Source organism: Streptomyces sp. NPDC001828 (assembly GCF_042892175.1).
In the GTDB taxonomy this organism is placed as follows: domain Bacteria; phylum Actinomycetota; class Actinomycetes; order Streptomycetales; family Streptomycetaceae; genus Streptomyces.
On sequence record NZ_JBIATV010000002.1, the window covers coordinates 636,945 to 663,506 of the forward strand.

Sequence of the window (26,562 nt, forward strand, 5' to 3'; positions counted from 1 at the left end):
GAAGGTCCACTGGGCTGACAGTGACTCAGATCACGTTTGAGCGGGGAGTGGTCTCACCAAGAGCGCGCGCGGGCGCACGCTCCGTACGGCGGGAAGCCGGTTCGGGCCCGTTCGGCGATCGATCCCGGCCCGCTCGGGGAGCGAACCGGACGTGTTCCTTCCGCCGGGAGGCCCGCCGCGATCTTCGTTCGGCTCACGCCCGCCAGTCGTCGGCGAGGGCCGGGCCGAGGTGGTCCAGGTAGCCGGCGGTGAGCTCCCGGATGGCCGCCACGCTGGGGTCCCCGCCCTGGCCCCACAGGCCGCCCGCGACCCGCATCACGCCGGTGAAGGCGGCCACCGCCACCCGGGGCCGCGGGTCGGCGTCGATGTCGAGGCCCTCGCGCTCGGCGATGAGCCGCGCGATGTGCTCCTCCAGCTCCGCCGAGCGGCGCAGATGGACGGCGAGCAGCGCCGGGGTCGACTCGATCACCTGGTACGTCCGCATGTAGAGCGTGACCGGCACCACGGGCGAGAGCCGCTCCTCGATGGTGTCCCAGGCCGAGAGCACCGCCCGGCGCATCGCGGTGAACGGGCCCTCGGCGGGCGGCCGTTCGCGCAGCGCGTCGACGAAGTGCCACTCCACCGTGTCCTGGGCCGCGAAGACCACGGCCTCCTTGTTGGCGAAGTAGCGGAAGAAGGTGCGCTGCGAGACGTCGACGGCGTCCGCGATCTCGTCGACCGTCGTCTGCTCGTACCCCTTGGTGGTGAAGAGCTCCAGGGCCACCCGCAGCAGGGCGTCGCGGGTGCGCTGCTTCTTCAGCTCGCGCAGGCCGCCCGCGGATGCAATCGGCCGCTGCTCCACCGTCACTTCGTGGTCCTCTTTCAGTCATTTTGGCGTGTTCAGTTTAGCTGTGAGCTACGTGACAGTTACCGACTTGTGAAATGGTTTGTCAACTGTCAGTAGCTGACACTAGCCTCGATCGCATGACTAGTCAGACCACCGTCGAAAAGGCGCCACAGGACGAGATACCGGTGCCGGCCAAGGGGCTGCGCGGCCACCCCTGGCTGACGCTCTTCGCCGTGGCCATCGGCGTGATGATGGTCGCGCTCGACGGCACCATCGTGGCGATCGCGAACCCGGCCATCCAGAAGAACCTCGGAGCCTCGCTCCAGGACGTCCAATGGATCACCAACGGCTACATGCTGGCCCTGGCCGTCTCCCTGATCACCGCGGGCAAGCTCGGTGACCGGTTCGGGCACCGCCAGACCTTCCTCATCGGCGTCGTCGGCTTCGGCGCCGCCTCAGGGGCCATCGGCCTCTCCCACAGCGTCACCTACGTGATCGCCTTCCGCGTCCTGCAGGGCCTGTTCGGCGCGCTCCTGATGCCGGCCGCGCTCGGCCTGCTGCGCGCCACCTTCCCGGCCGAGAAGCTGAACATGGCGATCGGCATCTGGGGCATGGTCATCGGCGCCTCCACCGCGGGCGGCCCGATCCTCGGCGGTGTGCTCGTCGAGCACGTCAACTGGCAGTCGGTCTTCTTCATCAACGTGCCGGTGGGTCTGATCGCCCTGGTCCTCGGCCTGCTGATCCTGCTCGACCACCGGGCGAAGAACGCCCCGAAGTCCTTCGACATCCTCGGCATCGTGCTGCTGTCGGTCGCGATGTTCTGCATGATCTGGGCGCTCATCAAGGGCTCGGAGTACGGCTGGGGCAGTGACAAGACGCTCGCGTTCATCGCGGCCGCCGTGGTCAGCTTCGTGCTCTTCGCCCTGTGGGAGACCAAGGTCAAGGAGCCGCTGATCCCGCTCGGCCTGTTCCGGTCCGTGCCGCTGTCCGCGGGCACGATCCTGATGATCCTGATGGCGTTCGCCTTCATGGGCGGGCTCTTCTTCGTCACCTTCTATCTGCAGAACGTGCACGGCATGTCGGCCGTCGACAGTGGACTCCACCTGCTGCCGCTCACCGGCATGATGATCGTCGCCTCGCCGATCGCGGGTGTGCTGATCACCAAGCTCGGCCCGCGCATCCCGCTGGTCGGCGGCATGGTCTGCACCGCCGTCGCCATGTTCGGCATGTCCCGCCTCACCATCGACACGGGCACCGTCACCATGTCGATCTGGTTCGCGCTGCTCGGCATGGGTCTGGCCCCGGTCATGGTCGGCGCCACCGAGGTCATCGTCGGCAACGCGCCCCTGGAGTTGTCCGGTGTGGCCGGCGGTCTCCAGCAGGCGGGCATGCAGGTCGGCGGCTCGCTCGGCACCGCGGTGCTCGGCGCCGTGATGTCCTCCGAGGTCACCTCCAAGCTCCCGGACAACTGGGCCGCCGCCAAGCTGCCGCCCATGACGCCCGAGCAGACCTCTGGCCTGTCCAAGGCGGTCGAGGTCGGTATGGGCCCGGTCCCGCCGAACACTCCGCCGGAGATCGCGGCCAAGATCGCGGGCGTCGCGCACGACACGTTCGTGTCGGGCATGAGCACCGCGTTCACCGTCGCCGGGATCGTCGCGGTCCTGGCCGCCGCGGTCGCCATGTTCACCAAGCGCGGTGTGAACGCCGAGGCGGGCGCGGGCGTGGGTCACATCTGATCCCGTCAACTCCCGTACCCGAAAGCCCCGTCGGATGTGATCCGGCGGGGCTTTCACCTATTCGGATGGTTGTCCGCGACACGCCCCGAGACACGGAACCGCCCGCGTGTGCCGGCCGTTTTCCGATTCCGACCGATCGAATTCCGCGATCGGAGTCCAGTCGATCGAAGTCCAACTGATCGCAACACCACGGGGGTTGACCGCTCATGCGCACAACGACGACCACACTGGCCCTGCTCGCCGCGACCGCCTTCCTGCTGCCCGCCGCCGCCCCGGCCGCCGCGACCCCGCGCATGGGCGACTGCGCGCCGGGCGAGCTCTGCCTGTGGGCGAAGGCCGCCTTCAAGGGCCCGCGCCAGGTGTACGACCTGACGCGGATCGACATCGAGAGCTGCACCCCGCTGCCGCCGGGCACCGACGTCCAGTCCCTCGCCAACCGCACGGGCAGGCCCGTCACCGCCTACCAGTCCGACGAGTGCCAGGAGACGGCCGAGTTCGACACGTACCCGGGCGGAGGCACCTGGGTGCCCCAAGTTCCCTACCGGGTGCGGGCGTTCAAGGTGTGGGAGAGCTGAGACGTGGTACCCGAGGCAGTGAGGCCGAGCCGACCAACCTCAGGGAGTGGTGATGGCGGGCTTCGGACACAGCACCCATACGCGCAGGACCCCCCGGTCACGGAACCGCATGTGGCCCCGGACCGGGCCGGACCGCGCGACGCCCGGCATCGACACCCTGTCGGCCGTCATCTGCCCGGCGGGAGCGCCAACTCCGGGCAACGGCATCTCCTGACCGTGCCGTAAACCGGCGAAGGGTGGCAGGCCCCCAAGGGACCTGCCACCCTTCCCATACCGATGCCGGGTCACTTACAGGGTCGCGGGCAACGACACGATGCCGGCCCACCTACAGGGGCGCGGGGAACTGCGCGACCAGCCACAACTCACCCGCACGGACCCGACAACACGCGGAAGCGATGGGCCCCGGGCAAAAACCCGCAGCACCCACCACACCCCGCACTACGCATCCCCACCCGCCGCACCGGGGTCGGCCGCGGTCACATCGAGCAGCCGGTACCGGTCGACCGCCTGCTTCAGCGCCGACCGGTCGACCTTCCCCTCCCGGGCCAGCTCCGTGAGGACACCCAGCACGATGGACTGCGCGTCGATGTGGAAGAAGCGCCGCGCGGCACCCCGCGTGTCCGCGAAGCCGAACCCGTCCGCGCCGAGCGACTGGTACGTGCCCGGCACCCAGCGCGCGATCTGGTCCGGAACCGCCCGCATCCAGTCGGAGACGGCCACGAACGGGCCCTCCGCGCCCTGGAGCTTCCGCGTGACGTAGGGGACGCGCTGCTCCTCCTCCGGGTGCAGGAGGTTGTGCTCCTCCACCTCGACGGCCTCGCGACGCAGCTCGTTCCAGGAGGTCGCGGACCAGACGTCGGCCCGTACGTTCCACTCCTCGGCGAGGATCCGCTGGGCCTCGACCGCCCACGGCACGGCCACGCCGGACGCCATGATCTGCGCCGGGATGGAGCCCGAAGTGCCCGCGCTGTAGCGGTGGATGCCCTTGAGGATGCCATCCACGTCGACGTCCGCCGGCTCGGCCGGGTGCTGGATCGGCTCGTTGTAGACGGTGAGGTAGTAGAAGACGTCCTCGCTGTCCGGGCCGTACATCCGGCGCAGACCGTCCTTGACGATGTGCGCGATCTCGTAGCCGAACGCCGGGTCGTAGGCGACACAGGCCGGGTTGGTCGAGGCGAGCAACTGCGAGTGCCCGTCCGCGTGTTGGAGACCTTCACCGGTCAGCGTCGTGCGTCCGGCGGTCGCGCCGAGGACGAATCCGCGCGCCAGCTGGTCGGCCATCTGCCAGAACTGGTCGCCGGTGCGCTGGAAACCGAACATCGAGTAGAAGACGTACACCGGGATGAGCGGCTCGCCGTGCGTGGCGTACGCCGAACCCGCGGCGATCAGCGACGCGGTGCAGCCGGCCTCGGAGATGCCGTCGTGCAGCATCTGCCCGGTCGGCGACTCCTTGTAGGCGAGCAGCAGTTCGCGGTCGACCGCCTCGTACTGCTGGCCCAGCGGGTTGTAGATCTTGGCGCTCGGGAAGAACGCGTCCATGCCGAAGGTGCGGTACTCGTCGGGGGCGATCAGCACGAACCGCTTGCCGATCTCCTTGTCCCGCATCAGGTCCTTCAGGATGCGCACGAACGCCATCGTCGTGGCGATCGACTGGTGGCCCGAGCCCTTCTTGGCCACCGCGTACGTCTTGTCCTCGGGCAGGGCCAGCGGCTTCGAGCGCACCACACGGGTCGGCACGTAGCCGCCGAGTCCGAGCCTGCGGTCGTGCATGTACTGGATCTCCTCGGACTTGCGTCCGGGGTGGTAGTACGGCGGTGCGCCGGACTCCAGCTCCTGGTCCGTGATCGGGATGTGCAGCCGGTCCCGGAAGCCCTTGAGGTCGTCGACCGTCAGCTTCTTCATCTGGTGGGTCGCGTTGCGGCCCTCGAAGTTCGGGCCGAGCGTCCAGCCCTTGACGGTGTGCGCCAGGATGACGGTCGGCTGGCCCTTGTGCGCCTTGGCCGCCGCGAACGCCGCGAAGATCTTCTTGTGGTCGTGGCCGCCGCGCCCCAGGTGCAGGATCTGCTGGTCGGTCATGCCCTCGACCATGGCGCGCAGCCGCTGGTCGTCGCCGAAGAAGTGGTCCCGGATGTACGAGCCGGTCTCGGTGGCGTACGTCTGGAACTGGCCGTCCGGCGTGGTGTTCATCTTGTTGACCAGGATGCCGTCCCGGTCCTGGGCGAGCAGCGGGTCCCAACTGCGGTCCCAGATCAGCTTGATGACGTTCCATCCGGCGCCGCGGAACTGCGACTCCAGCTCCTGGATGATCTTGCCGTTGCCGCGCACCGGGCCGTCGAGGCGCTGGAGGTTGCAGTTGACGACGAAGGTCAGGTTGTCCAGGTTCTCGCGCGCGGCGATGGACAGCTGGCCGAGCGACTCGGGCTCGTCCATCTCGCCGTCGCCGAGGAACGCCCACACGTGCGACTTTGAGGTGTCGGCGATGTCGCGCGCCTGCATGTAGCGGTTCATCCGCGCCTGGTAGATCGCACCGAGCGGGCCGAGGCCCATCGAGACGGTGGGGAACTCCCAGAAGTCCGGCATCAGGCGCGGGTGCGGGTAGGACGAAAGGCCGTACGGGGCCTTCGACTTCTCCTGGCGGAACGCGTCGAGCTGCTGCTCGCTGAGCCGGTCGAGGAGGAAGGCGCGGGCGTAGATGCCGGGCGAGGCGTGGCCCTGGAAGAAGATCTGGTCGCCGCCGTCGCCCTCGTCCTTGCCGCGGAAGAAGTGGTTGAAGCCCACGTCGTACAGCGAGGCGGAGGAGGCGAACGTGGCGATGTGGCCGCCGACTCCGATGCCCGGGCGCTGGGCCCTCGACACCATCACGGCCGCGTTCCAGCGGGTCGCGTTGAGGACCTTGCGCTCGATCTCCTCGTTGCCGGGGAAGAACGGCTCGTCCTTGGTGGCGATCGTGTTGACGTAGTCCGAGCTGCGCATCTCGGGCACGGCCACGCGCTTCTCGCGGGCCCGCTCGATCAGCCGGAGCATCAGATAACGGGCTCGTTCCCGGCCGCGCTCGTCGACGGCGGCGTCCAGGGAGTCGAGCCACTCCTGGGTCTCTTCGGGATCGAAGTCCGGGACCTGGCTCGGCAGGCCGCCAATGATGATCGGGTTGCGATCGGATCCGGAAGCCACGCTGTTCCTTCACTGTCGGGGGATGCGGAAGACAGCCAATTCTGCGCCGCATCCCATCGTGTACCGCTGGGGCGCAAACGTCATCTCTACTGAGAGGTAACCGAGAGGTAACCGTCACCGGAGCAGGAAGTAGGCTCAGGGCCTGGACGGGTCGGGCCAAATCGCAACCTTACGCTCAACCCGGCCACCAGTTCCCGAAGGGTGTTCGGCCCCGATTGGAGTACCCAAAGGAACACAACGGTGCAAACAGTCACCAATGGTGTGGGATGAATCACCGACGGGGATGCGGATGTCCCTGAACACGGCCACACTGGCCCCCAAAGGGCGGGTTCGGGGGCCGGGTACTTGCGAGATTCGTCCCGCCCGTGTGGACTACGCCCAATGCCACGCGTATGCGCGCGGCTGCAGAACTTACCGAATCAAGATCAGGAGGCAAGCCGTGAGCGCGACCGCGGACCACGCGGAGGAGCGGACCAACCCGGCCGGAAGGCTGGGGTTCGAGCCCGGACAGGTGGTCCAGGAGATCGGTTACGACGAAGACGTCGACCAGGATCTCCGCGAGGGCATCGAGTCCCTGATTGGCCAGGATCTCGTCGATGAGGACTACGACGACGTCGCCGACGTCGTGCTGCTGTGGTTCCGCGACGAGGACGGCGACCTTACGGACGCCCTGGTGGACGCCATCGGCCTCTTGGAGGACGCCGGCACGATCTGGCTGCTGAGCCCCAAGACCGGCCGGGACGGATACATCGAGCCCAGCGACATCCAAGACGCCGCGCAGACCGCCGGCCTGTCGCCGGCCAAGAGCGTCAGCGTCGCCAAGGACTGGTCGGGCACCCGCCTGAAGTCCGGCAAGCGCTGATCCGCCCCTCACGCCCCACAGGGCCCCCTCAGGCACCAGCCTGAGGGGGCCCTGTGCATAGGGGGGTGCGTAGGGTGGGCGTCACCAGATCGGCCCATTGAAGGGAAGGCGTTTCCATGGCTATCGAGGTCGGCACCAAGGCCCCGGAGTTCGAGCTCAAGGACAACCACGGCCGGACCGTGAAGCTCAGCGACTTCCGCGGCGAGAAGAACGTGGTGCTGCTCTTCTACCCGTTCGCCTTCACCGGTGTGTGCACGGGCGAGCTGTGCGAACTGCGCGACAACCTGCCGAAGTTCGTCAACGACGACACCCAGCTGCTCGCCGTCTCCAACGACTCCATCCACACCCTGCGCGTCTTCGCCGAGCAGGAGGGCCTGGAGTACCCGCTGGTCTCCGACTTCTGGCCGCACGGCGAGGTCAGCCGTGCCTACGGTGTCTTCGACGAGGACAAGGGGTGCGCGGTGCGCGGCACCTTCATCATCGACAAGGAGGGCGTGGTCCGCTGGACCGTCGTGAACGCCCTGCCCGACGCCCGCGACCTGAGCGAGTACGTCAAGGCGCTCGACGCCATCTGAGCGAACCGCACCGACCGGCCCCGGTGACCGGCCGACACCGTGTGATCATTCGGCCGAATCGTCTGTTTGACCCGGGAACCGGTTACTAGGATCCATTCGTTGATCCGATGCCAACGCACGACGGGGACGCTGACCAAGCCGGCCCCCTCACACCATTGGGAGGACTCGTGGGAGTCAGCCTCAGCAAGGGCGGCAACGTCTCGCTGACCAAGGCCGCCCCCAACCTGACCGCGGTCATCGTCGGTCTGGGCTGGGACGCACGCACCACCACCGGGGGTGACTTCGACCTGGACGCCAGCGCCCTGCTGACCAACGACCAGGGCAAGGTCACCAACGACTCGAACTTCGTGTTCTTCAACAACCTCAAGAGCCCCGACGGCTCCGTCGAGCACCAGGGGGACAACCTCACCGGTGAGGGCGAGGGCGACGACGAGGTCATCAAGGTGAACCTGGCCGGCGTCCCGGCCGACGTCGCCAAGGTCGTCTTCCCGGTCTCGATCTACGAGGCCGAGAGCCGCCAGCAGTCCTTCGGCCAGGTCCGCAACGCGTACATCCGCGTGGTGAACCAGGCGGACAACAGCGAGCTGGCCCGCTACGACCTGAGCGAGGACGCCTCGACGGAGACCGCGATGGTCTTCGGCGAGCTGTACCGCAACGGCGCGGAGTGGAAGTTCCGCGCCATCGGCCAGGGCTACGCCTCGGGTCTGCGCGGCATCGCGCAGGACTTCGGCGTCAACGTCTGAGCCGACCCGCTCCTCCGTCCGGCGCCGCACCCCTGTGGTGCGGCGCCGGACGCGCTCACCACCTGTTCCACTTCTCGGGGAGGACACGATCATGGGCGTCACGCTCGCCAAGGGAGGCAATGTCTCCCTCTCCAAGGCCGCACCGAACCTCACCCAGGTGCTCGTCGGTCTCGGCTGGGACGCGCGCTCCACCACCGGAGCCGACTTCGACCTCGACGCCAGCGCCCTGCTGTGCGCGAACGGGCGGGTGCTCGGCGACGAGTACTTCGTCTTCTACAACAACCTCAAGAGCCCCGAGGGCTCGGTCGAGCACACCGGTGACAACCTGACCGGCGAGGGTGAGGGCGACGACGAGTCGCTCATCGTCGACCTGACGAAGGTGCCCGCCGCCTGCGACAAGATCGTCTTCCCGGTCTCCATCCACGACGCGGACAACCGGGGCCAGACCTTCGGACAGGTGGCCAACGCCTTCATCCGCGTCGTCAACCAGGCCGACGGCCAGGAGCTGGCCCGCTACGACCTGAGCGAGGACGCCTCGACGGAGACCGCGATGATCTTCGGCGAGCTGTATCGGTACGGCGGCGAGTGGAAGTTCCGTGCGGTTGGCCAGGGGTACGCATCGGGTCTGCGGGGCATCGCTCTAGACTTCGGGGTCAACGTCTCCTAAAGAGATCGCCCGGTTGCGTTCAAGTCGAGTGCCGTCGGGGCGGTCCCTTCCGGGGGCCTGGGGGTCATCCCCCGGGAGACAGCAGCGTGAAGCCGTGCGCGGTGCGGGGGGACACCCGCTCTACGTGGGGTCGGCCCGCTCAACACGATGCTCTACACGATGGGGAAGTCAGTGCTTCTGAAAACCTTCGGCTGGTCATTCGTGATCACCGCGATCGGCCTGGCCCTGGCCGTCCTCTACGACGGGTGGACGGCCCTCGGGGTCGTCGCCATCCTGGCCGTGCTCGAAATTTCGCTGTCCTTCGACAACGCGGTGGTCAACGCCGGAATCCTGAAGAAGATGAATGCCTTCTGGCAGAAGATCTTCCTCACCGTGGGCGTCCTCATCGCCGTCTTCGGCATGCGACTGCTCTTCCCCGTCGTCATCGTCGCGATCAGTGCCAAGGTCGGCCCGATCGACGCGGTCGACCTGGCGCTGAACGACGCCGACCGCTACCAGCAGCTGGTGACCGACGCGCACCCGTCGATCGCCGCCTTCGGTGGCATGTTCCTGCTGATGATCTTCCTCGACTTCATCTTCGAGGACCGGGACATCAAGTGGCTGGCCTGGCTGGAGCGCCCGCTGGCCAAGCTCGGCAAGATCGACATGCTGTCGGTCTGCATCGCGATGATCGTCCTGCTCGTCGCCGCCATGACGTTCGCGACCCACGCCCACCAGCACGGCGGAGCACACGTCGACAAGGCACAGACGGTGCTGATCTCCGGCATCGCCGGCCTCATCACGTACCTGGTCGTCGGCGGCCTCTCCGGCTTCTTCGAGAACCGTCTGGAAGAGGACGAGGAGCGCGAGCACGAGGCCGAGGAAGAGGCCAGGCGCACCGGCAGCAAGGTTTCTGCCGTGGCCATGGCCGGCAAGGCCGCGTTCTTCATGTTCCTCTACCTGGAGGTCCTGGACGCGTCGTTCTCCTTCGACGGCGTCATCGGCGCCTTCGCCATCACCAACGACATCGTCCTGATGGCGCTCGGCCTCGGCATCGGCGCGATGTACGTACGGTCGCTCACGGTCTACCTGGTCCGCCAGGGCACCCTGGACGACTACGTCTACCTGGAGCACGGGGCGCACTACGCGATCGGTGCGCTGGCCGTGATTCTGCTCGTCACCATCCAGTACGAGATCAACGAGGTCATCACCGGCCTGGTCGGCGTCGTCCTCATCGCCTGGTCCTTCTTCTCCTCCGTGCGCCGCAACCGGCGCCTGGCGGCGGCCGGCGGCGACGGCGCGGGCGAACCGGCGGAAGTCGGCTCCGGGGTGTGACCCCCGTGCTTCCGGAGCGCACGCCCTGGCGCGTGTGATCCGGCTTCGATTGAGGAACGCTCTCTGCGGGGCGGTCACGAGGCTCCGGCCTCGCCGGCCGCCCCGCAGGGCATTGTGTGCGGGGACGGTTCACGGACCTATGGGGTGGGGGCAATGGCGTTCTGGGACGGCCTGTGGCGAGGCAGGGCCTCACAGTTCGACTCGGGCAGCGCGGCGACCAACACGATCGAGCTGACCCGACGGCACAACACGGTTTCCCTCGGCAAGCAGGGCGCCAACACGGGCAGCCTGCGCGTCAACCTGTCCTGGCGGATGCGGACCTCGGACTTCGGGGGCAAGCCCGACCAGAGCGGACGGCTGCTGCGCCACCCGCTCCAGTTCTTCAAGCCGGAGATGGTCCAGGGCCACACCCAGTCCATGGTCAACGTCGACCTGGACCTCGGCTGTCTCTACGAGCTCCAGGACGGCACCAAGGGCGTGGTCCAGCCGCTCGGCAACTTCTTCGGCGCGACCAACAAGCCGCCCTATGTGGAGTGCAGCGGCGACGACCGGTTCGGCTCGGCCTCGGGCGAGACGGTCTTCGTCAACCTCGATCACCGCGACGAGATAAAGCGGCTGCTCGTCTTCGTCTACATCTACGACCAGACCCCGGCCTTCGACCGCACCCACGCCAAGGTGACGCTCTACCCGAGCAACGGCCCGCGCATCGAGATCGAGCTCGACGAGCGCGCCCCCGAGGCCCGCTCCTGCGCCGTGGTCTCCATCGAGAACGTCAAGGGCGACATGGTGGTGCGGCGCGAGGTGAAGTTCGTCTACGGCTTCCAGGCCGAGCTGGACCGCCTGTACGGCTGGGGGCTCCAGTGGGGCCGGGGCTACAAGACCAAGGCCTGAGCCGGGGCGGCCCGCAGCCCCGCGCCGGGCGTCCTACTGGCGGATGAACTGCGGCCCCATCGGCGGCAGCACGAACGCCGGGTCGGGCTGCGGGTAGCCGTAGGCGGGCTGCGGCGAGGTGGGCTGCGGATAGCCGTACGACGGCTGCGCGGCCGGCGGCCGCGCCGGGGGAGCGGGATGCGGATAGCCGTACGCGGGCTGGGCCATGTGCTGCGGCAGCGGCTGGGGCACGGAGGGCGCGCTCGGCGCGCTGTCGGCGCGGTCGGGACCTTCGCCGTCGTCCACCGAGATGCCGTACTCGGTGGCGAGGCCCACCAGGCCGGTCGGATAGCCCTGGCCCACCGCGCGGAACTTCCAGCCGTCGCCGCGGCGGTACAGCTCGCCGCAGATGATCGCCGTCTCCTCGCCGGTCTCCGGCTTCACATCGAAGAGGGCGACCGGCTCGCCCCCCGACCCCGCCGCGTCGAAGAGCAGGATCCGCAGGTCGCGGACGGCACGGAAGGTCGCGCCGTCGGACGAGGCGGTGATCAGCACCCGGTCGACGGAACGGTCGAGCGCGGCCAGGTCGGCCTCGACGGTGTCGGTGAGCCCCTCCGCGACGCGCTTCTTGGGCAGCCTGCGCACCAGGCCCGAGGGGTGGCGGGGCTGGTTGTAGAAGACGAAGTCCTCGTCCGAACGCACCCGGCCGTCGGCGGCGAGCAGCAGCGCCGAGGCGTCCACGTCCGGGACGTCGGCGCCGGGCGACCAGCGGAGCACGGCCCGTACGGCCGGGGCCTCCAGCGGGACGTTCGATCCCTTCAGCATCGCGTGCGTCATGCCCGTCATCCTGCCTTCCCGCGACCCCCGCGGACAACGCGGGGCCCGGCCGGGTACGCCTCGCGGCGTACTCGCCGACCACGTACGGGACGGATGATGCAGACGAGTTACCTGAATTTCACGCACTTGGGGAACTCTTGACACGTGTTCCTACGTACTATTACCGGCCACCCAAATTCTCGGCCGTCCTGGCAGTACGGGGGATGTATATGCGACATTTCGGGCACCTCCCGCCGGCCGCGCGGAAGAGCCTCTTCCATCAGGAGCCCTGCGAGTTCACCGCGGGCTCCCCGGCACGCGTCCTCGCGGCTGCCCTCGGCGCCACGCTCTACAGTCCGGCGACCCGCCCCGCCCTCGCCGACGACGTCCTGAAGCAGGCCCGCCGCGGCGTCGTGTCCATGGTGCTCTGCCTGGAGGACTCGATAGACGACGCCGAGGTGGTGGCCGCCGAGGCCAACCTGGTGCGCCAGTTCGCCGACCTCGACGCCCGTGGCGAGGAGGTCCCGCTGCTGTTCGTGCGGGTCCGCGAGCCCCTCCAGATACCCGACCTGGTCCACCGCCTCGGCGCCTCGGCACGGCTCCTGTGCGGCTTCGTCCTGCCGAAGTTCACCGAGGACCGGGGCATCGGCTTCCTGGAGGCGCTGACCGCCGCCGAGTCCGCGAGCGGACGCCGGCTCTTCGCGATGCCCGTCCTGGAATCGCCCGAGCTGCTCCATCTGGAGACCCGGGCCGAGACCCTGGCCGGAATCGCTCGCGCGGTGGAGAAGTACCGCGAGCGCGTCCTCGCCCTGCGCCTCGGCGTCACCGACTTCTGCTCCGGCTACGGGCTGCGCCGCTCGCCCGACATGACCGCCTACGACGTCCAGATCGTGGCCGGAGTCATCGCGGACGTGGTGAACGTGCTGGGCCGGGCCGACGGCAGCGGCTTCACCATCACGGGCCCGGTGTGGGAGTACTTCCGGCTCCAGGAGCGGATGTTCAAGCCCCAGCTGCGCCGCAGCCCCTTCCTCGAAGGCCGCGCCGAGGAACTGCGCACCGCTCTGATCGAGCACGACCTCGACGGACTGCTCCGCGAGATCGAGCTCGACCGCGCCAACGGGCTGCTCGGCAAGACCTGCATCCACCCCTCGCACGTGGTGCCCGTGCACGCCCTGTCGGTGGTCAGCCACGAGGAGTTCAGCGACGCCCAGGACATCCTGCGGCCCGAACGGGGCGGCGGCGGTGTGCTGCGCTCGGCGTACACGAACAAGATGAACGAGGTGAAGCCGCACCGGGCCTGGGCCGAGCGCACCCTGCTGCGGGCCGAGGTGTTCGGCGTCGCCGCCGAGGACGTCGGCTTCGTGGACCTGCTGACGGCCGGCCTGGCCGTCGGAAACGCCTGAACGGCCGGCCCGGACGAGTGGCGCGGGCGACGAGCACGGACGAGTACGAACGAACAGAGGGACACAGCAACGTGGTTGAGTGGTCGGGAACGTGGGTGGCCGAGCGGCTCGGAGTCGAGCTCGTCGGGGACGAGCGCCTGAGCGCGCTGCTCGGCCTCGCCCTGCGCCGCAACCCGAAGCGCGCCCATCTGCTCGTCTCCAACGTCCTGGGCAAGCACGTGCCGCAGCGCCCCTCGGTGGTGTGGGGCGCCGGATACGAACTGGGCGTACGGGTACGGGAGTTGCTCGGCGACGAGGCGGCCGCGCGGGCCGTGGTGCTCGGGTACGCCGAGACCGCGACGGGGCTCGGCCACTCGGTGGCCGACGGCCTGGCCCTCGCCCCGTACCTGCACTCCACCCGCCGCCCGGTGCCCGGTGTGGCCACGGCGGGCGGCTTCGAGGAGTCCCACTCCCACGCCACCTCCCACCTCCTGCTGCCACAAGACCCCCGACTCCTCGCGGGGCAGGGCCCGTTGGTCCTGGTCGACGACGAGTTCTCCACCGGCAACACGGTCCTCAACACCATTCGCGACCTGCACGCCCGCTACCCCCGCGACCACTACGTGATCGTCGCCCTCGTCGACATGCGCTCCCCGCGGGACCGCGACCGCCTCACCGCCTTCGCCGCCGAGACCGGCGCCCGCGTCGACCTGATCGCCTCGGCGTCGGGCACGGTCCGGCTGCCTGAGGGGGTCCTTGAGAAGGGGCGCAAGCTGGTGGAGGAGCACGAGACGGCCAACCGGGGACAACTGCTTCGTAAGAGCGGCGCTCAACTCCTGAGCTGCGCGCACCGCGTGGACCTCGGCTGGCCGGCCGGCCTGCCCGACGGCGGCCGGCACGGGTTCACCCCGGCCCACCGGGCCGCCCTTGAGGCGGCGCTGCCCGGTATGGCGGGCAGGCTCGCCGAGGCGCTCGGTGCCGCCGCCGGGACCCCGCGCCGGGTCCTCGTCCTCGGCTTCGAGGAGCTGATGTACGCGCCGCTGCGCCTGGCCGTCGCCCTCGGAGAGCTGGGCGGCGCCGAGGTGCGCTACTCCACCACCACCCGCTCGCCCGTGCTCGCCCTCGACGACCCCGGGTACGCCATCCGCACCAGGCTCGCCTTCCCCGCCCACGACGACCCGGCCGACGGGCCCGGCGAACGGTACGCGTACAACGTCGTGGGCGGCGGCTTCGACGCGGTCGTCGCCGTCGTCGACTCGGCCGCCGACACCCCCCAACTGCACGCCCCCGAGGGCCTGTTGGCCCAGCTCGCCGCCCACATCCCGCACGTCGTGCTCGCCGTGCTGCCCTCGTACGTACCCGAAGGTGCCCCCATGCCCGAGCCGCTTCGCGGTCCCGCCTTCTCCTCCTACGCCCCCGACGAGGTGGGCTGGCTGCTCAAGGACCTGTCGGGGGTCGAGCTCGAAGCCCCCACCGAGGAGCGCGAGGAGGCCATCCAGAGCGGCGGCGCCCACTACGCGGAGTCGCTGCCGGTCGAGTACCAGCCGAGCCCCGAGTACCAGGAGCTGTTCCGCGCCGCGCTCGACGCCTCGGCCGACCGGATCGCGCGGGCCGTCGGCGTGGTCACCGAGACGGTCCTGGCCGAGCGGTCGCCCCGCCCGGTCCTCGTCTCGCTGGCCCGCGCGGGCACGCCCGTCGGTGTGCTGATGCGCCGCTGGGCCCAGTACCGGCACGGCCTGGACCTGCCGCACTACGCGGTGTCCATCGTGCGCGGCCGGGGCATCGACCCCAACGCGCTGCGCTGGCTCGCCGCCCACCACGACCCCGCCGACGTCGTCTTCGTCGACGGCTGGACCGGCAAGGGCGCCATCACCCGCGAACTGGCGGCGGCGATAGGGGAGTTCCCCGAGTTCGCGGGGTTCGACCCGGAGATCGCCGTGCTCGCGGACCCCGGCTCCTGTGTGCGGACGTACGGCACCCGTGAGGACTTCCTGATCCCGTCGGCCTGCCTCAACTCGACGGTGTCCGGGCTGATTTCACGTACCGTGCTGCGTCAGGACCTCATCGGCCCCGGCGACTTCCACGGCGGCAAGTTCTACCGCGAGCTGGCCGACGCCGATGTGTCGGGCGACTTCCTCGACGCCGTCGCCGCCCGCTTCGACGCGGTCGCGGCGGACGTCGACCGCGAAGCCAAGGCGCTGCGGGACACGGACCGCACCCCGAGCTGGGAGGGCTGGGCCGCCGTCGAGCGGATCAGCGAGGAGTACGGCATCCACGACGTCAACCTGGTCAAGCCCGGCGTCGGCGAGACCACCCGGGTGCTGCTGCGCCGGGTCCCCTGGAAGATCCTCGCCGGGCGCGGCGCCGGGGCCGACCTCGACCACGTCAGGCTGCTCGCCGCGCAGCGCGGGGTGCCGGTCGAGGAGGTGGACGGGCTGCCCTACAGCTGCGTCGGCCTGATTCACCCCCAGTTCACCCGGGGCGCCACCGGCGCCGACGGCAAGGCGGTGGGCGCCAAGTGAGCACCCCGCCCGTCCTGGTCGCCAGCGACCTCGACCGCACCCTGATCTACTCGGCCGCCGCCCTCGCCCTCACCATGCCCGACCACCGGGCGCCGCGGCTCCTGTGTGTCGAGGTCCACGAGCACAAGCCGCTCTCGTACGTGACCGAGGAAGCGGCCCGGCTGCTCGCCGAGCTGAAGTCGGCCACCGTGTTCGTGCCCACCACGACGCGCACCCGCAAGCAGTACCAGCGCATCCAACTCCCGGGCCCCGCATCGCGGTTCGCGATCTGCGCCAACGGCGGGCACCTGCTCGTGAACGGTGTGGCCGACCAGGACTGGGCGCGCGCGGTGACCGACCGCATCGCCGCCGAGTGCGCCCCCCTCGACGAGGTGCGGGCCCATCTGCGGGCCACCGCCGACCCGTCCTGGCTGCGCAAGGAGCGGATCGCCGAGGACCTCTTCGCCTACCTCGTGGTCGAGCGGGAGCTGCTGCCCGAGGGGTGGGTCAAGGAGCTCGCGCTCTGGGCCGAGCCGCGCGGCTGGACCGTCTCGCTCCAGGGCCGCAAGATCTACGCCGTGCCCAAGCCGCTCACCAAGAGCGCGGCGGTACGCGAGGTCGCCCGCCGCACCGGCGCCGAACTCACCCTCGCCGCAGGGGATTCGCTCCTCGACGCCGACCTGCTGCTCGCCGCCGACCAGGGCTGGCGCCCCGGCCACGGCGAGCTCGCCGAGGCGGGCTGGCAGGCGCCGGGCACCGAGGCGCTGGCCGAGTGCGGGGTGCTCGCGGGGGAGGAGATCCTGCGCCGCTTCCTGGCCCGCGCGGCATCCTGAGGAAGGGTCTCGGAGCGGGTCGGCAGCGGGTACGGTCGCCGCATGACCAAGGGAAACAGCACCAAAATCACCGATGAGCTGTACGCCTACATGCTGGCCCACAACCCGCCGCTGGACGCGGTGCAGCGGGGTCTGGTGGAGACCACGTACGCACAGCTACCGGACCACGCGGGCATGCAGTCGGCGGAGGAGCAGGCCCCGATCCTCGCCTTCCTGGTCCGCCTGGTGAATGCCCGTCACGTCGTCGAGGTCGGCACCTTCACCGGGTTCTCGGCCCTGGCCATGGCGCAGGCGCTGCCCACGGACGGGAAGCTGATCGCCTGCGACGTCTCCGAGGAGTGGACGGCGTACGGCAGGGAGGCGTGGGCTAAGGCGGGGGTCGCGGACCGCATCGAGCTGCGGATCGCGCCCGCGCTCGACACACTGCGGGCGATGCCGGCCGAGCCGCACATCGACTTCGCCTACCTCGACGCCGACAAGGACAACTACATCGCGTACTGGGAGGAGTTGGTGCCCCGGCTGCGGCCCGGTGGGCTCATCGCCACGGACAACGTGCTCTTCCACGGCCGGGTCCTCGACCCCGGGGCCACGGGGGCGCCGGCGGCGATTCGCGCGTTCAACGAGCATGTCGTGGCGGACGAGCGGATGGACAGCGTCCTGCTGACCGTCGCGGACGGCCTGACGCTGTCCCGGCGCCGGTAGTTCCACGGCCCCGCACCCGCGCGGCGGAACGGGCTAGCCGCAGCAGCCGCCCCCGCAGCAGCCGCCGCCACCCCCGGAGGGAGCCGCCGGGCCCTGCTTGGCGGAGCCGCCCACGGCCACCGTGGACAGGAGCTTCACCGTGTCGTCGTGGCCCACCGGGCACATCGCGGGGGCGGCGGACTCGGCCATCGGGCGGCTGAGTTCGAACGTGTCTCCGCAGGAGCGGCAGCGGTATTCGTAGCGAGGCATGGGCCCAGACTAGGGGGTACCTGGGGCCGGGGGTCCGTCCACCTCCGGCCCCAGGGGCGGGCCTCCGGGCCGGGTCACCGCCGCGGCCCGGCCCGGAGGGGTTCGAGGGGTGTGTCTCAGCCCGTCGTCCGGGCCAGCTCGGCGCGGGTCGGGGCGCCCTCCCAGTCGCCGGGCCCGGCGGAGGCGAAGGCATCGGCGGCCGTCGCGCGTTCCAGGCGGGCGGCGGTGGGGACGCCGTCGAGCAGCCCCGAGAGGTAGCCCGCCACGAAGGCGTCGCCCGTGCGGGCCGCGTCGAGGGTCCGTACGGCGCGGGCGGGGCGGTGGAGCCTGCCGGACGCCGCGTACACGGTCGCCCCGGCGGCGCCCCGCTTCACCACGATCTCGCCGACGCCAAGGGCGAGCAGCTCCTTGGCCCGCCGCTCGGTGTCGGCGGGGGCGTCCTCGGGCAGGCAGAGCGCCAGCTCGTCGTCGGTGGCGACGAGCACGTCGGCCTTCGGCGCCCACTCCCGCAGCACCTCTGCCGCCTCCGCCGAACTCCACAGCTCGGGGCGGTAGTTGATGTCCAGGCAGACCAAAGCCGAGTGTTCCGAGGCGAGTTGGAGCGCCAGGCAGGCCGCCGACTGGGGAGCGCGGCCGAGCGCCGGGGTGACTCCGGTCAGGTGCAGCAGGGTGGGCGGGGCGGCCGCGAAGGCCTCGGCCACCGCGCAGGCCCGGATGCGGGACGCGGCCGACCCGGACCGGTAGGGGTGGGCCCGGGTCGGGCCCGGCGGCCGGGGCTCGAACAGGACCAGACCGGTCGGCGCCCCCTCGTCACGGGAGGCCCCCGACACGTCGACGCCCTCGGCCCTCAGCGTGCGCAGCACGAGCTCGCCGGCCTCGTCCGCGCCGACCGCGCCCGCCCAGCGCACCTCGTGCCCGAGCCGGGCGAGACCCGTGGCCACGTTGGACTCGGCGCCCGTGACCGTGACGTCCATGGCGCCGCCGAGCCCGAGCGGCCCGCTGCCGCGCAGCGCGAGCACCGTCTCGCCGAAGGTGAACACGCTCATGCGCCGGCTCCCTGCTCGCGCGCGGGGAGGCCGAGCAGTTCGAGGACGGCCATGCGGGCGCCGTCCCCGTCGCCCTCCCGCACGGACCGGACGACTTCGGCGTGGGCCGGTACCGGGCCCGCGCGGCCACCGGAGCGGTCGTGTCCGCCCCGCGCCACGAGCGCGGGCACGATCACCCGGCGCAGCTGGACGAAGAAGCGGTTGTGGGAGGCGGTGAGCAGGGCGCTGTGGAACGAGATGTCCGCCCGCACCGCGAGCACGGGGTCGCCGCCCGTGCCGCGCAGGGCGGCGAGCGAGCCGTCCAGGGCGGACAGGTCCTCCTCCGTGCGGTGTGCGGCGGCGAGCGAGGCGGCGGCCGGCTCGATGGCGCGGCGCAGCTCCAGGGCGTCGGCGAAGAAGTCCGGCGGCGCACCGGCCGCGAGTTTCCAGCGCAGTACGTCGCTGTCCAGCAGGTTCCAGTCGGCACGCGGCCGGACGAAGGTGCCCCGCTTCTGGCGGGCGTCGAGCAGTCCCTTCGCGGTGAGCACCTTGACGGCCTCGCGCAGCACGGTCTGGCTCACGCCCAACTCGGCCATCAGTGCGGGCAGTTCGAGGGTGTCACCCTCGTCGTAGGTACCGTCGAAGATCCGCAGGGCGAGGCCCTCGACGGCGGTCCGGTGGACCCCGCGCCCGATGTAGGCGGCCTCGCTCACGTGGTCACTCCTCTTCGCTCGCCCCGGACGAAAGGGTCAACGTTTGCCCTGGGTGAGGTAAAGAGTTGCACAAGTACTAGTTAATTAGCAATTAACCGGACATCTGGGTACGCGGCTGTGCCCGGGAGCCTGTGCCCGGGAGCCTCAGGCATCCCGGGCCGGGCCGCCCACGCGGCGAGTGGGGTCGATCAGAGCCGTTCCTCGTCGGCCGGCTCGTGGCGGGCCCTCCAGTACGGGTTGTCGTGCGGCAGGAAGCCGGTGACGCGGCCGTACATCCCGAACACCATCAGGAGCAGCCCGACCACGAAGCTGAACAGCACGTTCTGCATCCGGAACGCCAGGATGTTGTGCGAGGTGTCGAGCAGCGCGAGGTTCACGAACCCGCTGATCAGGAACAGCACGCCGAGCACGATGTTGAGCGTGGAGGCGAAGTTGCCGCCGCGGAACGCCCCGTACAGGAGCAGCAGGCCGACGACGATGGAGATGACGCTCAGTGCGCCGTTGGTGTTGAGCCCGGCGACGGTGTCCCCGCCGGTGGAGAAGAAGCCGATCTGGTGGACCAGACCGAGGATGCCGAAGACCAGCAGGATGACCCCCATGGCTCCGGCGCCGTAACGGTAGACGCGGTTGAGGCGGTGGTCGACCGGCAGGTGCTCGTTGAGCGAGACCCGGCTGTGGTTGAAGCGCTGCGAGATCGTGTGGGTGGCCATAGTGGGGGCCCTCCTCGTCCCTAGGCACGCGGGGCGTACGTACTCAAGGATCCGCCCGGGCGGGGTCCGCAACAACTCAGCGGCGGCTCCCGCCGTGCCACAGGTCAGGCGCCGTGGCCGAGTTCCTCGCGGATGCCGGCCACGACGTGGGCCACGGCCTGGCGGACCGCCTCGGTCTCGGTGAGGAAGTGCCAGTAGTCGGGGTGGCGTCCTTCGAGCGTGGCGATCGCCCGCTCCAGGCGGGCCACCGACTCGTCCAGGGGACGGGCGTGCCGGGGATCGGGGGTGTTGCGGCCCGACATCGCGAGGCGCTGCGCGTCGCGGATCGCGAACCGGGTGCGCTGGATCTCCTGCTGCGGGTCCTTCGCGACGGCGTTGAGCCGCTGGAGCCGGTCGCCCGCGGCGGAGACCGCCTCGTCCGTGGTGTTGAGCAGCGCCCGCACCGTGCTGAGCAGCGAGGTGGCGTCCGGCCAGCGCTGCTCGTCGCGCGCCTTGGCCGCCTCCTTGAGCTTGTCCTCCGCCTGCCGCACGGAGACGGCGGCCTGCTCGGGCACCTGCTGGAGGTCCTGCCAGCAGGCGGCCGCGAAGCGGCGGCGCAGCTCGCTGAGCACCGGGTCGACCCCGCCGGCCCGGGTGGTGAGCGCCTGCGCGCGGGTGCGCAGCGAGACCAGCCTGCGGTCGATCTCGGCGGCCTTGGCGGGCAGCTGCTCGGCCTCGGACCGCAGCGCCTCGGCGTCGCGCAGCACCCGGTCGGCGCGCTGGAGCGTCTCGGGCACGCCGTGCCGGCCGGCGCCCTGGTTCAGCTTGGTCAGCTCCGGCCCGAGCGCGGCGAGCCGGGCCGCGAGGTCGTCGGCGCGCAGCCCCGAGGCGCGCACCTCGTCCAGGGCGGTGCTGGCGCCGAGCAGCGCCTGCCGGGCCCGCTCGACGGCGGGGGCGAGCCGGGCGAGCTGGGTCTCGGCGGTGTCGAGCAGCGGCCGCAGGTTCTGCTCGTAGCGGTCCAGCTCGCCCTTGACGCGGACGAGTTCGTCCTTGGCGGCGGTCAGTTCGGTCCGGGCGCGGGCGGCGACGGCGGCGTCCAGATCGTCCCGGTCCAGGTCGTGGGCGTCGACCGCGTTGATGTACTGGTTGGAGACCTCGTCGATGCGGCGGCCGAGCGCGGCGAAGTCGTCGACGGCCCGCTGGGCGCCGGGCGAACTGTCCACGGCCGTGATCGTCTCGATGGAGATCCGCAGATCGCGCTGGGCGGTGTCCAGTTCGTAGAAGGCCGCGGCCGCCGCGTCCTTGGCGGCCTGCGCGTCCGCGCGCACGCTCTCGCCGCGCCCGCCGAACCAGCGGCGCGTACCGCCGCCGGCGAAGGCGCCCGGCAGCACGGCGGCGCCGAGCACCAGGGGAAACGCGATGAGCGCCAGCACGTCCCGGACGGTGGCACCCGCTCTGCTGTACGGCCGCGCGTGTGTCGCCGTCACATCCCTCTCCCGTGCTGTGTCGCCCTGCCCGGTCCATTCTCCCACCAGGTAAGGACGAACACACGGCCCGGTCAGTTCACGCTTCTTCCCCGGTTCTCCCGCCCGCTGTTCCCCCGATATCGGGTTTGCGGCGGCACCCCTGGGGCCATGTACGCTGTTCCCTCATCCACGGGTGTGTAGCTCAGGGGTAGAGCGCTGCTCTTACAAAGCAGATGTCGGCGGTTCGAAACCGTCCACGCCCACCAGCACGAAGGCCCCTCGCCGATCATGGCGGGGGGCCTTCGACATCTATTTTTGACATCAACGCGGACGGTCGCTCACGGCTGGTCGCTGCCTGAGCAGGCGGTCCAAGTGACCCACAGCCTCGCGCTGTGTGTCCTGGACGACGTGGGCGTAGACGTTCATCGTCACGGCGATCTGACTGTGACCGAGGATCTCCATGACGACGCGGGGCGGGACGCCGGCTGCGGTGAGCAGGGTCGCCGTACCGTGCCGGGCGTCGTGAAGCCGAATCACCCGGAGACCGGCGTTCTTCGCGACACGGGTGAACGAGCGGTACAGATTGCGCGGCTCGATGGGCTGACCTGTACGGGTGGTGAAGACGTAGCCGGTCGTCTCCCAAATATCTCCTAAACGATCACGGGCAGCGGCCTGCCGCATTCGCTGCCACCGCAGAGGAGCCACGCAGATGTCGGGCAGGGGAAGAGTCTGCTTCCGCCTACGGCCTTTGGGATCGTCGTCGTACGCCTCCCCAGCCACCCTCTGCCGCTGTGTCCTGACCCTGATCTCCCGCTTGTCGAGGTCGACGTGTTCCCAGCGAAGACCGACGATCTCACCCCGGCGAAGGCCAAGTGCGATGGCGAGTACGAATGCGGCGTAGAGGGGGTCTTTCCGGGCGGCGGCGAGGAAGTCGAGCGTCTCGTTCAACGACCAGGGCGAGAGATCTCGGGCATTGACCGTCGGGGGCTCGACGAGTGTTGCGACGTTCCTAGTCACCAGCTCTTCGCGGCAGGCCGCAGTGAGAGCGGTACGAAGGACCCGATGCGCCTCCCTGGCGGTGGCCGCGGTCGTCTTCTTCTCCAACTGGACGAGGAAGCGGCGGACGTCGGCCACGCTGAGCGATTCCAGCCGCTTGGAGCCCACCATCGGAACGAGGTAGAGCCGCACGTGCACTTCGTATTTGGCGGCGGTGGTCCTCTTGCGGCGAGGCTTGATGATGTTGTCCAGCCAGTACAGCAGCCACTCGGACAGCTTCATCGATCGGGTCGGTACGGGGACGCCGTTGTCGACCTTGTCGAGTAGTGCGCGACGCTTGATGTCGCACTCGGCCCAGGTCTTGCCGTAGGCGAACTTGCGGGCACGTGTGCCGTCGGGCTGGAGGACGTAGACGGCAGCCTGGAATCGGCCGTCCTTCCGCTGGGTGATGGTGCCTGCACCGTTGGGGTTTCGCTTGCGCTGGGTTGTCATCAGGCAGCTTCCTCGATCTGCTTCACGATGAAGTCCCGAACGGCGTCCGCGGGGATGCGTCGGGACCGACCGATTGCGATCGAGGTCAGGCGCCGTGAACGGATCAGGTCGTAGACGGTGGAGCGGCCGAGCTTGAGCCGAGCCATGACTTCGGGCACGGTCAGCAGTTCCGTGGTGGCGGTGGTCATGCTGCGGCTCCTTCCAGGGCCAGTTGGTCTTGCAGGGCTTCGCGGGAGGTCTCTCGGTTGGTCTGAAGGTTGCGGGCGATGGTGGCGGCGAGGGCGGATTCGCCTGGGGTGTGGCCGTGGCCGGCGTACTGCCAGTCGGCCAGGACGAGGACCGTGTCCGGCTCGCGGTCGAGGCCGAGGGCTTCGCGTTCTTGGGCGGCGCGGAAGTCGGCGCGGGCCTGGCGGAGTTCGCCCAGGGTGGTGGAGTAGCGGCGGGACTTCGAGGAGAAGTGGCCCCGGAAGCCGAGCATGTGCGCCCAGGCCCACAGCCGCCGGTCCGGGTACGCGTCGTCGAGGTCACGGCATGCGGTGATCAGGCGGCGGGCGTGGTCGGGGACTCCGTGGCGGTCGAGTTCGGCGAGTTCGCCGACGCGGCGGTCGAGCGTGCCGGTGTTCTCGGCTGCCTTGGTGGCGTACTTGGCGACGTAGGCGGCGACCGCCAGTTCGGTGAGGTCCGAGCCGTCTCCGAAGGACGTGACCGGGCGCACGTCGAGCTGTCGGCCCCAGCGGAAGGTGCGGGCCGGATGGTCGCCCGAGGCCGGGACGCTCACGGTCGTGTACGCGTGGTGAGCGGCGGCGTTGATCGCGTCCGTGAGCAGCGATACCGAGGTCCAGGATGGCGGCGCGGTGTTCGGGCCTTTGGGTCCGTCGAGGCGGATCACGGCGTGGAAGTGGATGGCGCCGCGGTGCTGGAATTCGGCGACCTTGCCGTAGGAGATTCGGGCGGCTTCGGCGAGTTCGCGTTGGGTGAGCCCAGCCCGCCTGGCGATCTCGCGACGGAGCCGGTTGGTGAAACGCATCCACAGGTCACCGGCATGGTTGTTGAAGAGGACCGTGCCCGCGTAGTCGTACGTCGTCGGGTCCAGTGCGGTGCCAAGGGCTGCGTCACCATCGGCGTGGCGGGTGCCGCAGCGGCAGGCGCCGCGGTCGGGCCGGTTGTGGACCGGGCCGAAGGAGGGGGCGGTGAAGGTCGCGAAGACGCGGGGGTGGTCGCGGACCGTGGTGGAGATGTCGCGGCGGTCGTCGCCGGCCAGTCCGGCGCGGATGAGTTGGTAGGTGTCGCCCGCGTACGTCCAGGCGCAGGAGGGGCAGCGGGAGGCGCGCCGGTTGCCGCAGGCGAGGCGCAGGCGTCCGCCGGGCTCGCTCTCCGTCGAGTAGTGGTGGAGGGTCTCGCCGGTGGTCTTGTCCTTGGTGAGGGTCCAGCCGGTGAGGTGGATCGGGTCGGCGCAGCCGCCGGTGCGGCGGATCTGATCCTGCCAGCGGTCGTAGTCGTCGGCCGATGCCACCCTGAGCAGGTCGCCCAGGGTGGTCGGGTCGGTCAGGAACGCCGGGGGCGCAGTGGCAGTCACAGCACCTCCAGGAGGCGGGAGGCGATCCACTGGGCGACGTTGCCGGGCACCGCGTTCCCGGCCTGCTTGGTCTGCTCGCCGCCGTGGCCAAGCACGGTGTAGTCGTCGGTGAAGCGCTGGGCACGCAGGTGCTCGCGCGGGGACAGCATCCGGAAGTAGCAGTCCTCCACGGCGATGTCCGGCACGTCGGTGTCGGCGCCCAGGACCACGCCCGCCGATTCCTTCGTGGCCACGGTGTGGAGCGGGTTGCCGGTCGTGGTCGGGCCGCCCTTGCGGTACGGGATGACGAGACCGTGATGGTTGCCCCCGGCGGTGATCGAGCCGAGGGGATCGCCGATGGAACGGGTGGTGGAGCCGCCCCCGCGGTGCTCGGTGATGAACGGGGCGGGCAGCAGCAGTGCTTCGGCGTCGCGGGTGGTGCGGGTTCGCATGGGGACGGTGACGGCGGACGCGTCGGTGTTCCAGGTGCCGCCTGCCGGAACGAGCAGGGGCGGTACGGCGATGCCGTCGCCGATCCGGACTGTGCGGGTCGGCAGTGGTGCTGCGGTCGCGGGGAAGGCTCGGCCGTCGCCCTGGTCGGCGTGGTTGACCGTGACGACGGACGGCACCCGGTGCTTGGTCAGCCCGAGTCGGATCTTTCGGAGGGTGGCGGCGGCCAAGGGTCCCCGGCCGTGCTGGGCGCGATCGCCGATGCGGATACCGAGGTCGGACCAGTTGATGGCACTGGCGGCGGGCCGTACGTATGGCTCCACGATCTGGAAGCGGCAGCGGGCGCTGGGGCACCGGAAGTCGTACTGCTGCCGGTACTTGCCGACCTTCCGGTTGTTGCGCCACGACTGCACGGCCAGTACGTCCTGCTCGCAGCCCGAGCACCAGGCGGGTGGGCGGACGTCGAGGTTCGGCGCGGGCATGTCGATGCGCGTGAAGACGATGAAGATGCGGTCACGCCATTGCGGGGCGTGCTCGTTGTCGTCGCCGCCGACGTGGGCGGCTGTCACCGAGACGATCTGGTACCGGTAGTTGAGGATCTCCCATGCGTGCAGCCACCAGGTGAACAGCGGCCAGGCGGTGGCGAAGCGGGGCACGTTCTCGCACACGACGGCGTCGAAGTTGCCGACTTCGGCGGCACGCAGGATGTCGTACGCGGTCAGACGGGTGCGCTCCCAAGCGGCGTCGTGCATGGGGCCCTGTTCCAGGAGGTCCAGTTGGCCCGGGGTGGGTGGAGCCTTGGGGCGGCTGACCCCGTCGGCGGGACTGCCCTCGGTGCAGATCGGGGAGCCGACCAGGACGCGGGCCTTGGGCAGGCGCCGCATGTCGTAGTGGTCGAGGTCGACGCAGAGGTGTTCGGCGTCGGGGAAGTTCGCGGCGTGGGTCTCGACCGCGCGGGTCCAGTGGTTGGCGCCGAGTACGACGTCGAAGCCGGCGCGGCGGAATCCGTCGGAGTCGCCCCCGGCACCGCAGAACAGGTGGATGGAGGTGGCCCGGGAGGTCGCTGCCCGGCGCAGAGCACCACGAGTGTGCCGAGGGAGCGTTGAGCGGCCCATCACCGACCACCCCCGACGGAGCCGGAGGGGACGAGGCGGCGCGGAGCGCGTCCGGTGCCGTGGCAGGACGGGCAGTGGGCGGTGATGGTGCGGCGGTGGCCGTGCCGGTCGCGTCCGCCCAGGGTGACGGCGGCTGCGGCGAAGCCGTCGCAGTTCGGGCATACCTGTCCCGGGGCAGGGGCGTGGTCGGTCATGATGGAGCTTCCTTCCGGATCGTTGGTTCGGGCAGGAGGCACGGC

Annotated in this window: 25 protein-coding genes and 1 tRNA gene; 13 read left to right on the plus strand and 13 right to left on the minus strand. The window is 70.2% G+C overall.

Going from position 1 to position 26,562, the window contains the following annotated elements; translation table 11 throughout:
* Positions 1 to 193: 193 nt before the first annotated feature.
* Entirely contained in the window at positions 194 to 847 is a 654-nt protein-coding gene (locus tag ACFYZA_RS09805) for a TetR family transcriptional regulator (RefSeq protein WP_382591591.1), read from the minus strand.
* 116 nt (positions 848 to 963) lie between these two features.
* Between ACFYZA_RS09805 and ACFYZA_RS09810 the strand changes: the two genes are divergently transcribed.
* Both ACFYZA_RS09810 and ACFYZA_RS09815 read left to right on the plus strand, forming a co-directional pair.
* Positions 964 to 2,562 (plus strand): MFS transporter, encoded by a 1,599-nt coding sequence (locus ACFYZA_RS09810; RefSeq protein WP_382591588.1) that lies wholly within the window; start codon positions 964 to 966, stop codon positions 2,560 to 2,562.
* Between the two features lie 206 nt (positions 2,563 to 2,768).
* Complete coding sequence (locus ACFYZA_RS09815) at positions 2,769 to 3,137, plus strand: peptidase inhibitor family I36 protein (RefSeq protein ID WP_382591585.1); 369 nt, start codon at positions 2,769 to 2,771, stop codon at positions 3,135 to 3,137.
* A gap of 438 nt (positions 3,138 to 3,575) precedes the next feature.
* Here ACFYZA_RS09815 and aceE read toward each other — a convergent pair whose 3' ends face one another.
* Positions 3,576 to 6,308 carry a pyruvate dehydrogenase (acetyl-transferring), homodimeric type gene (gene aceE, locus ACFYZA_RS09820; protein ID WP_382591582.1) on the minus strand — a complete coding sequence of 911 codons (2,733 nt, stop codon included), beginning with the start codon at positions 6,306 to 6,308 and terminating at the stop codon, positions 3,576 to 3,578.
* A gap of 439 nt (positions 6,309 to 6,747) precedes the next feature.
* Here aceE and ACFYZA_RS09825 point away from each other — a divergent pair, with 439 nt between their 5' ends.
* From ACFYZA_RS09825 to ACFYZA_RS09850, 6 genes are all read left to right on the plus strand, one after another.
* Entirely contained in the window at positions 6,748 to 7,170 is a 423-nt protein-coding gene (locus ACFYZA_RS09825) for a DUF3052 domain-containing protein (protein WP_382591579.1), read from the plus strand.
* A 116-nt stretch (positions 7,171 to 7,286) separates the two neighbouring features.
* The gene (locus ACFYZA_RS09830; RefSeq protein WP_388488940.1) at positions 7,287 to 7,745 is read left to right on the plus strand and encodes a peroxiredoxin; all 459 of its coding nucleotides are present in this window, start codon (positions 7,287 to 7,289) and stop codon (positions 7,743 to 7,745) included.
* Between the two features lie 167 nt (positions 7,746 to 7,912).
* A complete protein-coding gene (locus ACFYZA_RS09835) occupies positions 7,913 to 8,488 on the plus strand; it encodes a TerD family protein (RefSeq protein WP_382591572.1) in 576 nt (191 codons plus the stop codon).
* 91 nt (positions 8,489 to 8,579) lie between these two features.
* Positions 8,580 to 9,155, plus strand: coding sequence for a TerD family protein (locus tag ACFYZA_RS09840; RefSeq protein WP_053727176.1), 576 nt, complete (start codon positions 8,580 to 8,582; stop codon positions 9,153 to 9,155).
* 171 nt (positions 9,156 to 9,326) lie between these two features.
* On the plus strand, positions 9,327 to 10,469 hold the full coding sequence (locus ACFYZA_RS09845; RefSeq protein ID WP_382591698.1) for a DUF475 domain-containing protein: 1,143 nt from the start codon (positions 9,327 to 9,329) through the stop codon (positions 10,467 to 10,469).
* A gap of 153 nt (positions 10,470 to 10,622) precedes the next feature.
* Positions 10,623 to 11,360, plus strand: coding sequence for a Tellurium resistance (locus tag ACFYZA_RS09850; RefSeq protein WP_382591569.1), 738 nt, complete (start codon positions 10,623 to 10,625; stop codon positions 11,358 to 11,360).
* A 33-nt stretch (positions 11,361 to 11,393) separates the two neighbouring features.
* Here ACFYZA_RS09850 and ACFYZA_RS09855 read toward each other — a convergent pair whose 3' ends face one another.
* Positions 11,394 to 12,185, minus strand: a complete 792-nt coding sequence (locus ACFYZA_RS09855) for a TerD family protein (RefSeq protein WP_388488944.1) — start codon at positions 12,183 to 12,185, stop codon at positions 11,394 to 11,396.
* Between the two features lie 200 nt (positions 12,186 to 12,385).
* On the opposite strand from ACFYZA_RS09855, the gene ACFYZA_RS09860 reads away from it, so the two are divergent.
* The 4 genes from ACFYZA_RS09860 to ACFYZA_RS09875 all read left to right on the plus strand — a co-directional run bounded on the left by ACFYZA_RS09860 (position 12,386) and on the right by ACFYZA_RS09875 (position 17,573).
* A complete protein-coding gene (locus ACFYZA_RS09860) occupies positions 12,386 to 13,558 on the plus strand; it encodes an HpcH/HpaI aldolase/citrate lyase family protein (RefSeq protein WP_388488946.1) in 1,173 nt (390 codons plus the stop codon).
* A 71-nt stretch (positions 13,559 to 13,629) separates the two neighbouring features.
* The gene (locus tag ACFYZA_RS09865) at positions 13,630 to 16,059 is read left to right on the plus strand and encodes a phosphoribosyltransferase (protein WP_388488949.1); all 2,430 of its coding nucleotides are present in this window, start codon (positions 13,630 to 13,632) and stop codon (positions 16,057 to 16,059) included.
* Positions 16,056 to 16,871 (plus strand): HAD family hydrolase, encoded by an 816-nt coding sequence (locus tag ACFYZA_RS09870; RefSeq protein ID WP_382591556.1) that lies wholly within the window; start codon positions 16,056 to 16,058, stop codon positions 16,869 to 16,871. The genes ACFYZA_RS09865 and ACFYZA_RS09870 overlap by 4 nt, the downstream gene beginning before the upstream one ends.
* Before the next feature lie 42 nt (positions 16,872 to 16,913).
* A complete protein-coding gene (locus tag ACFYZA_RS09875) occupies positions 16,914 to 17,573 on the plus strand; it encodes an O-methyltransferase (RefSeq protein WP_388488952.1) in 660 nt (219 codons plus the stop codon).
* Between the two features lie 33 nt (positions 17,574 to 17,606).
* Here the strand turns inward: ACFYZA_RS09875 and ACFYZA_RS09880 are convergent, their stop codons facing one another.
* The 5 genes from ACFYZA_RS09880 to ACFYZA_RS09900 all read right to left on the minus strand — a co-directional run bounded on the left by ACFYZA_RS09880 (position 17,607) and on the right by ACFYZA_RS09900 (position 21,736).
* A complete protein-coding gene (locus tag ACFYZA_RS09880; RefSeq protein WP_382591550.1) occupies positions 17,607 to 17,822 on the minus strand; it encodes a zinc ribbon domain-containing protein in 216 nt (71 codons plus the stop codon).
* Positions 17,823 to 17,938: 116 nt separating this feature from the next.
* Positions 17,939 to 18,868 carry a sugar kinase gene (locus ACFYZA_RS09885; protein WP_388488956.1) on the minus strand — a complete coding sequence of 310 codons (930 nt, stop codon included), beginning with the start codon at positions 18,866 to 18,868 and terminating at the stop codon, positions 17,939 to 17,941.
* Positions 18,865 to 19,560, minus strand: a complete 696-nt coding sequence (locus tag ACFYZA_RS09890; RefSeq protein WP_388488958.1) for a FadR/GntR family transcriptional regulator — start codon at positions 19,558 to 19,560, stop codon at positions 18,865 to 18,867. The genes ACFYZA_RS09885 and ACFYZA_RS09890 overlap by 4 nt, the downstream gene beginning before the upstream one ends.
* A gap of 188 nt (positions 19,561 to 19,748) precedes the next feature.
* On the minus strand, positions 19,749 to 20,270 hold the full coding sequence (locus ACFYZA_RS09895) for a DUF4383 domain-containing protein (protein ID WP_382591541.1): 522 nt from the start codon (positions 20,268 to 20,270) through the stop codon (positions 19,749 to 19,751).
* A gap of 104 nt (positions 20,271 to 20,374) precedes the next feature.
* The gene (locus ACFYZA_RS09900) at positions 20,375 to 21,736 is read right to left on the minus strand and encodes a hypothetical protein (RefSeq protein WP_382591538.1); all 1,362 of its coding nucleotides are present in this window, start codon (positions 21,734 to 21,736) and stop codon (positions 20,375 to 20,377) included.
* Between the two features lie 170 nt (positions 21,737 to 21,906).
* On the opposite strand from ACFYZA_RS09900, the gene ACFYZA_RS09905 reads away from it, so the two are divergent.
* A tRNA-Val gene (locus tag ACFYZA_RS09905) sits at positions 21,907 to 21,981 on the plus strand.
* 55 nt (positions 21,982 to 22,036) lie between these two features.
* Here ACFYZA_RS09905 and ACFYZA_RS09910 read toward each other — a convergent pair.
* Genes ACFYZA_RS09910 through ACFYZA_RS09930 form a run of 5 tightly spaced genes read right to left on the minus strand, consistent with a single transcriptional unit; the run spans position 22,037 to position 26,517 of the window.
* Positions 22,037 to 23,203 (minus strand): tyrosine-type recombinase/integrase, encoded by a 1,167-nt coding sequence (locus ACFYZA_RS09910; protein WP_388488962.1) that lies wholly within the window; start codon positions 23,201 to 23,203, stop codon positions 22,037 to 22,039.
* A complete protein-coding gene (locus ACFYZA_RS09915; protein ID WP_388488965.1) occupies positions 23,203 to 23,391 on the minus strand; it encodes a helix-turn-helix domain-containing protein in 189 nt (62 codons plus the stop codon). The genes ACFYZA_RS09910 and ACFYZA_RS09915 overlap by 1 nt, the downstream gene beginning before the upstream one ends.
* On the minus strand, positions 23,388 to 24,779 hold the full coding sequence (gene repSA, locus ACFYZA_RS09920) for a replication initiator protein RepSA (RefSeq protein ID WP_388488967.1): 1,392 nt from the start codon (positions 24,777 to 24,779) through the stop codon (positions 23,388 to 23,390). The genes ACFYZA_RS09915 and repSA overlap by 4 nt, the downstream gene beginning before the upstream one ends.
* The gene (locus ACFYZA_RS09925) at positions 24,776 to 26,323 is read right to left on the minus strand and encodes a DNA cytosine methyltransferase (protein WP_388488970.1); all 1,548 of its coding nucleotides are present in this window, start codon (positions 26,321 to 26,323) and stop codon (positions 24,776 to 24,778) included. Before ACFYZA_RS09925 ends, repSA begins: the two co-directional genes overlap by 4 nt.
* Entirely contained in the window at positions 26,323 to 26,517 is a 195-nt protein-coding gene (locus ACFYZA_RS09930) for a hypothetical protein (protein ID WP_388488972.1), read from the minus strand. The genes ACFYZA_RS09925 and ACFYZA_RS09930 overlap by 1 nt, the downstream gene beginning before the upstream one ends.
* Positions 26,518 to 26,562: the final 45 nt, after the last annotated feature.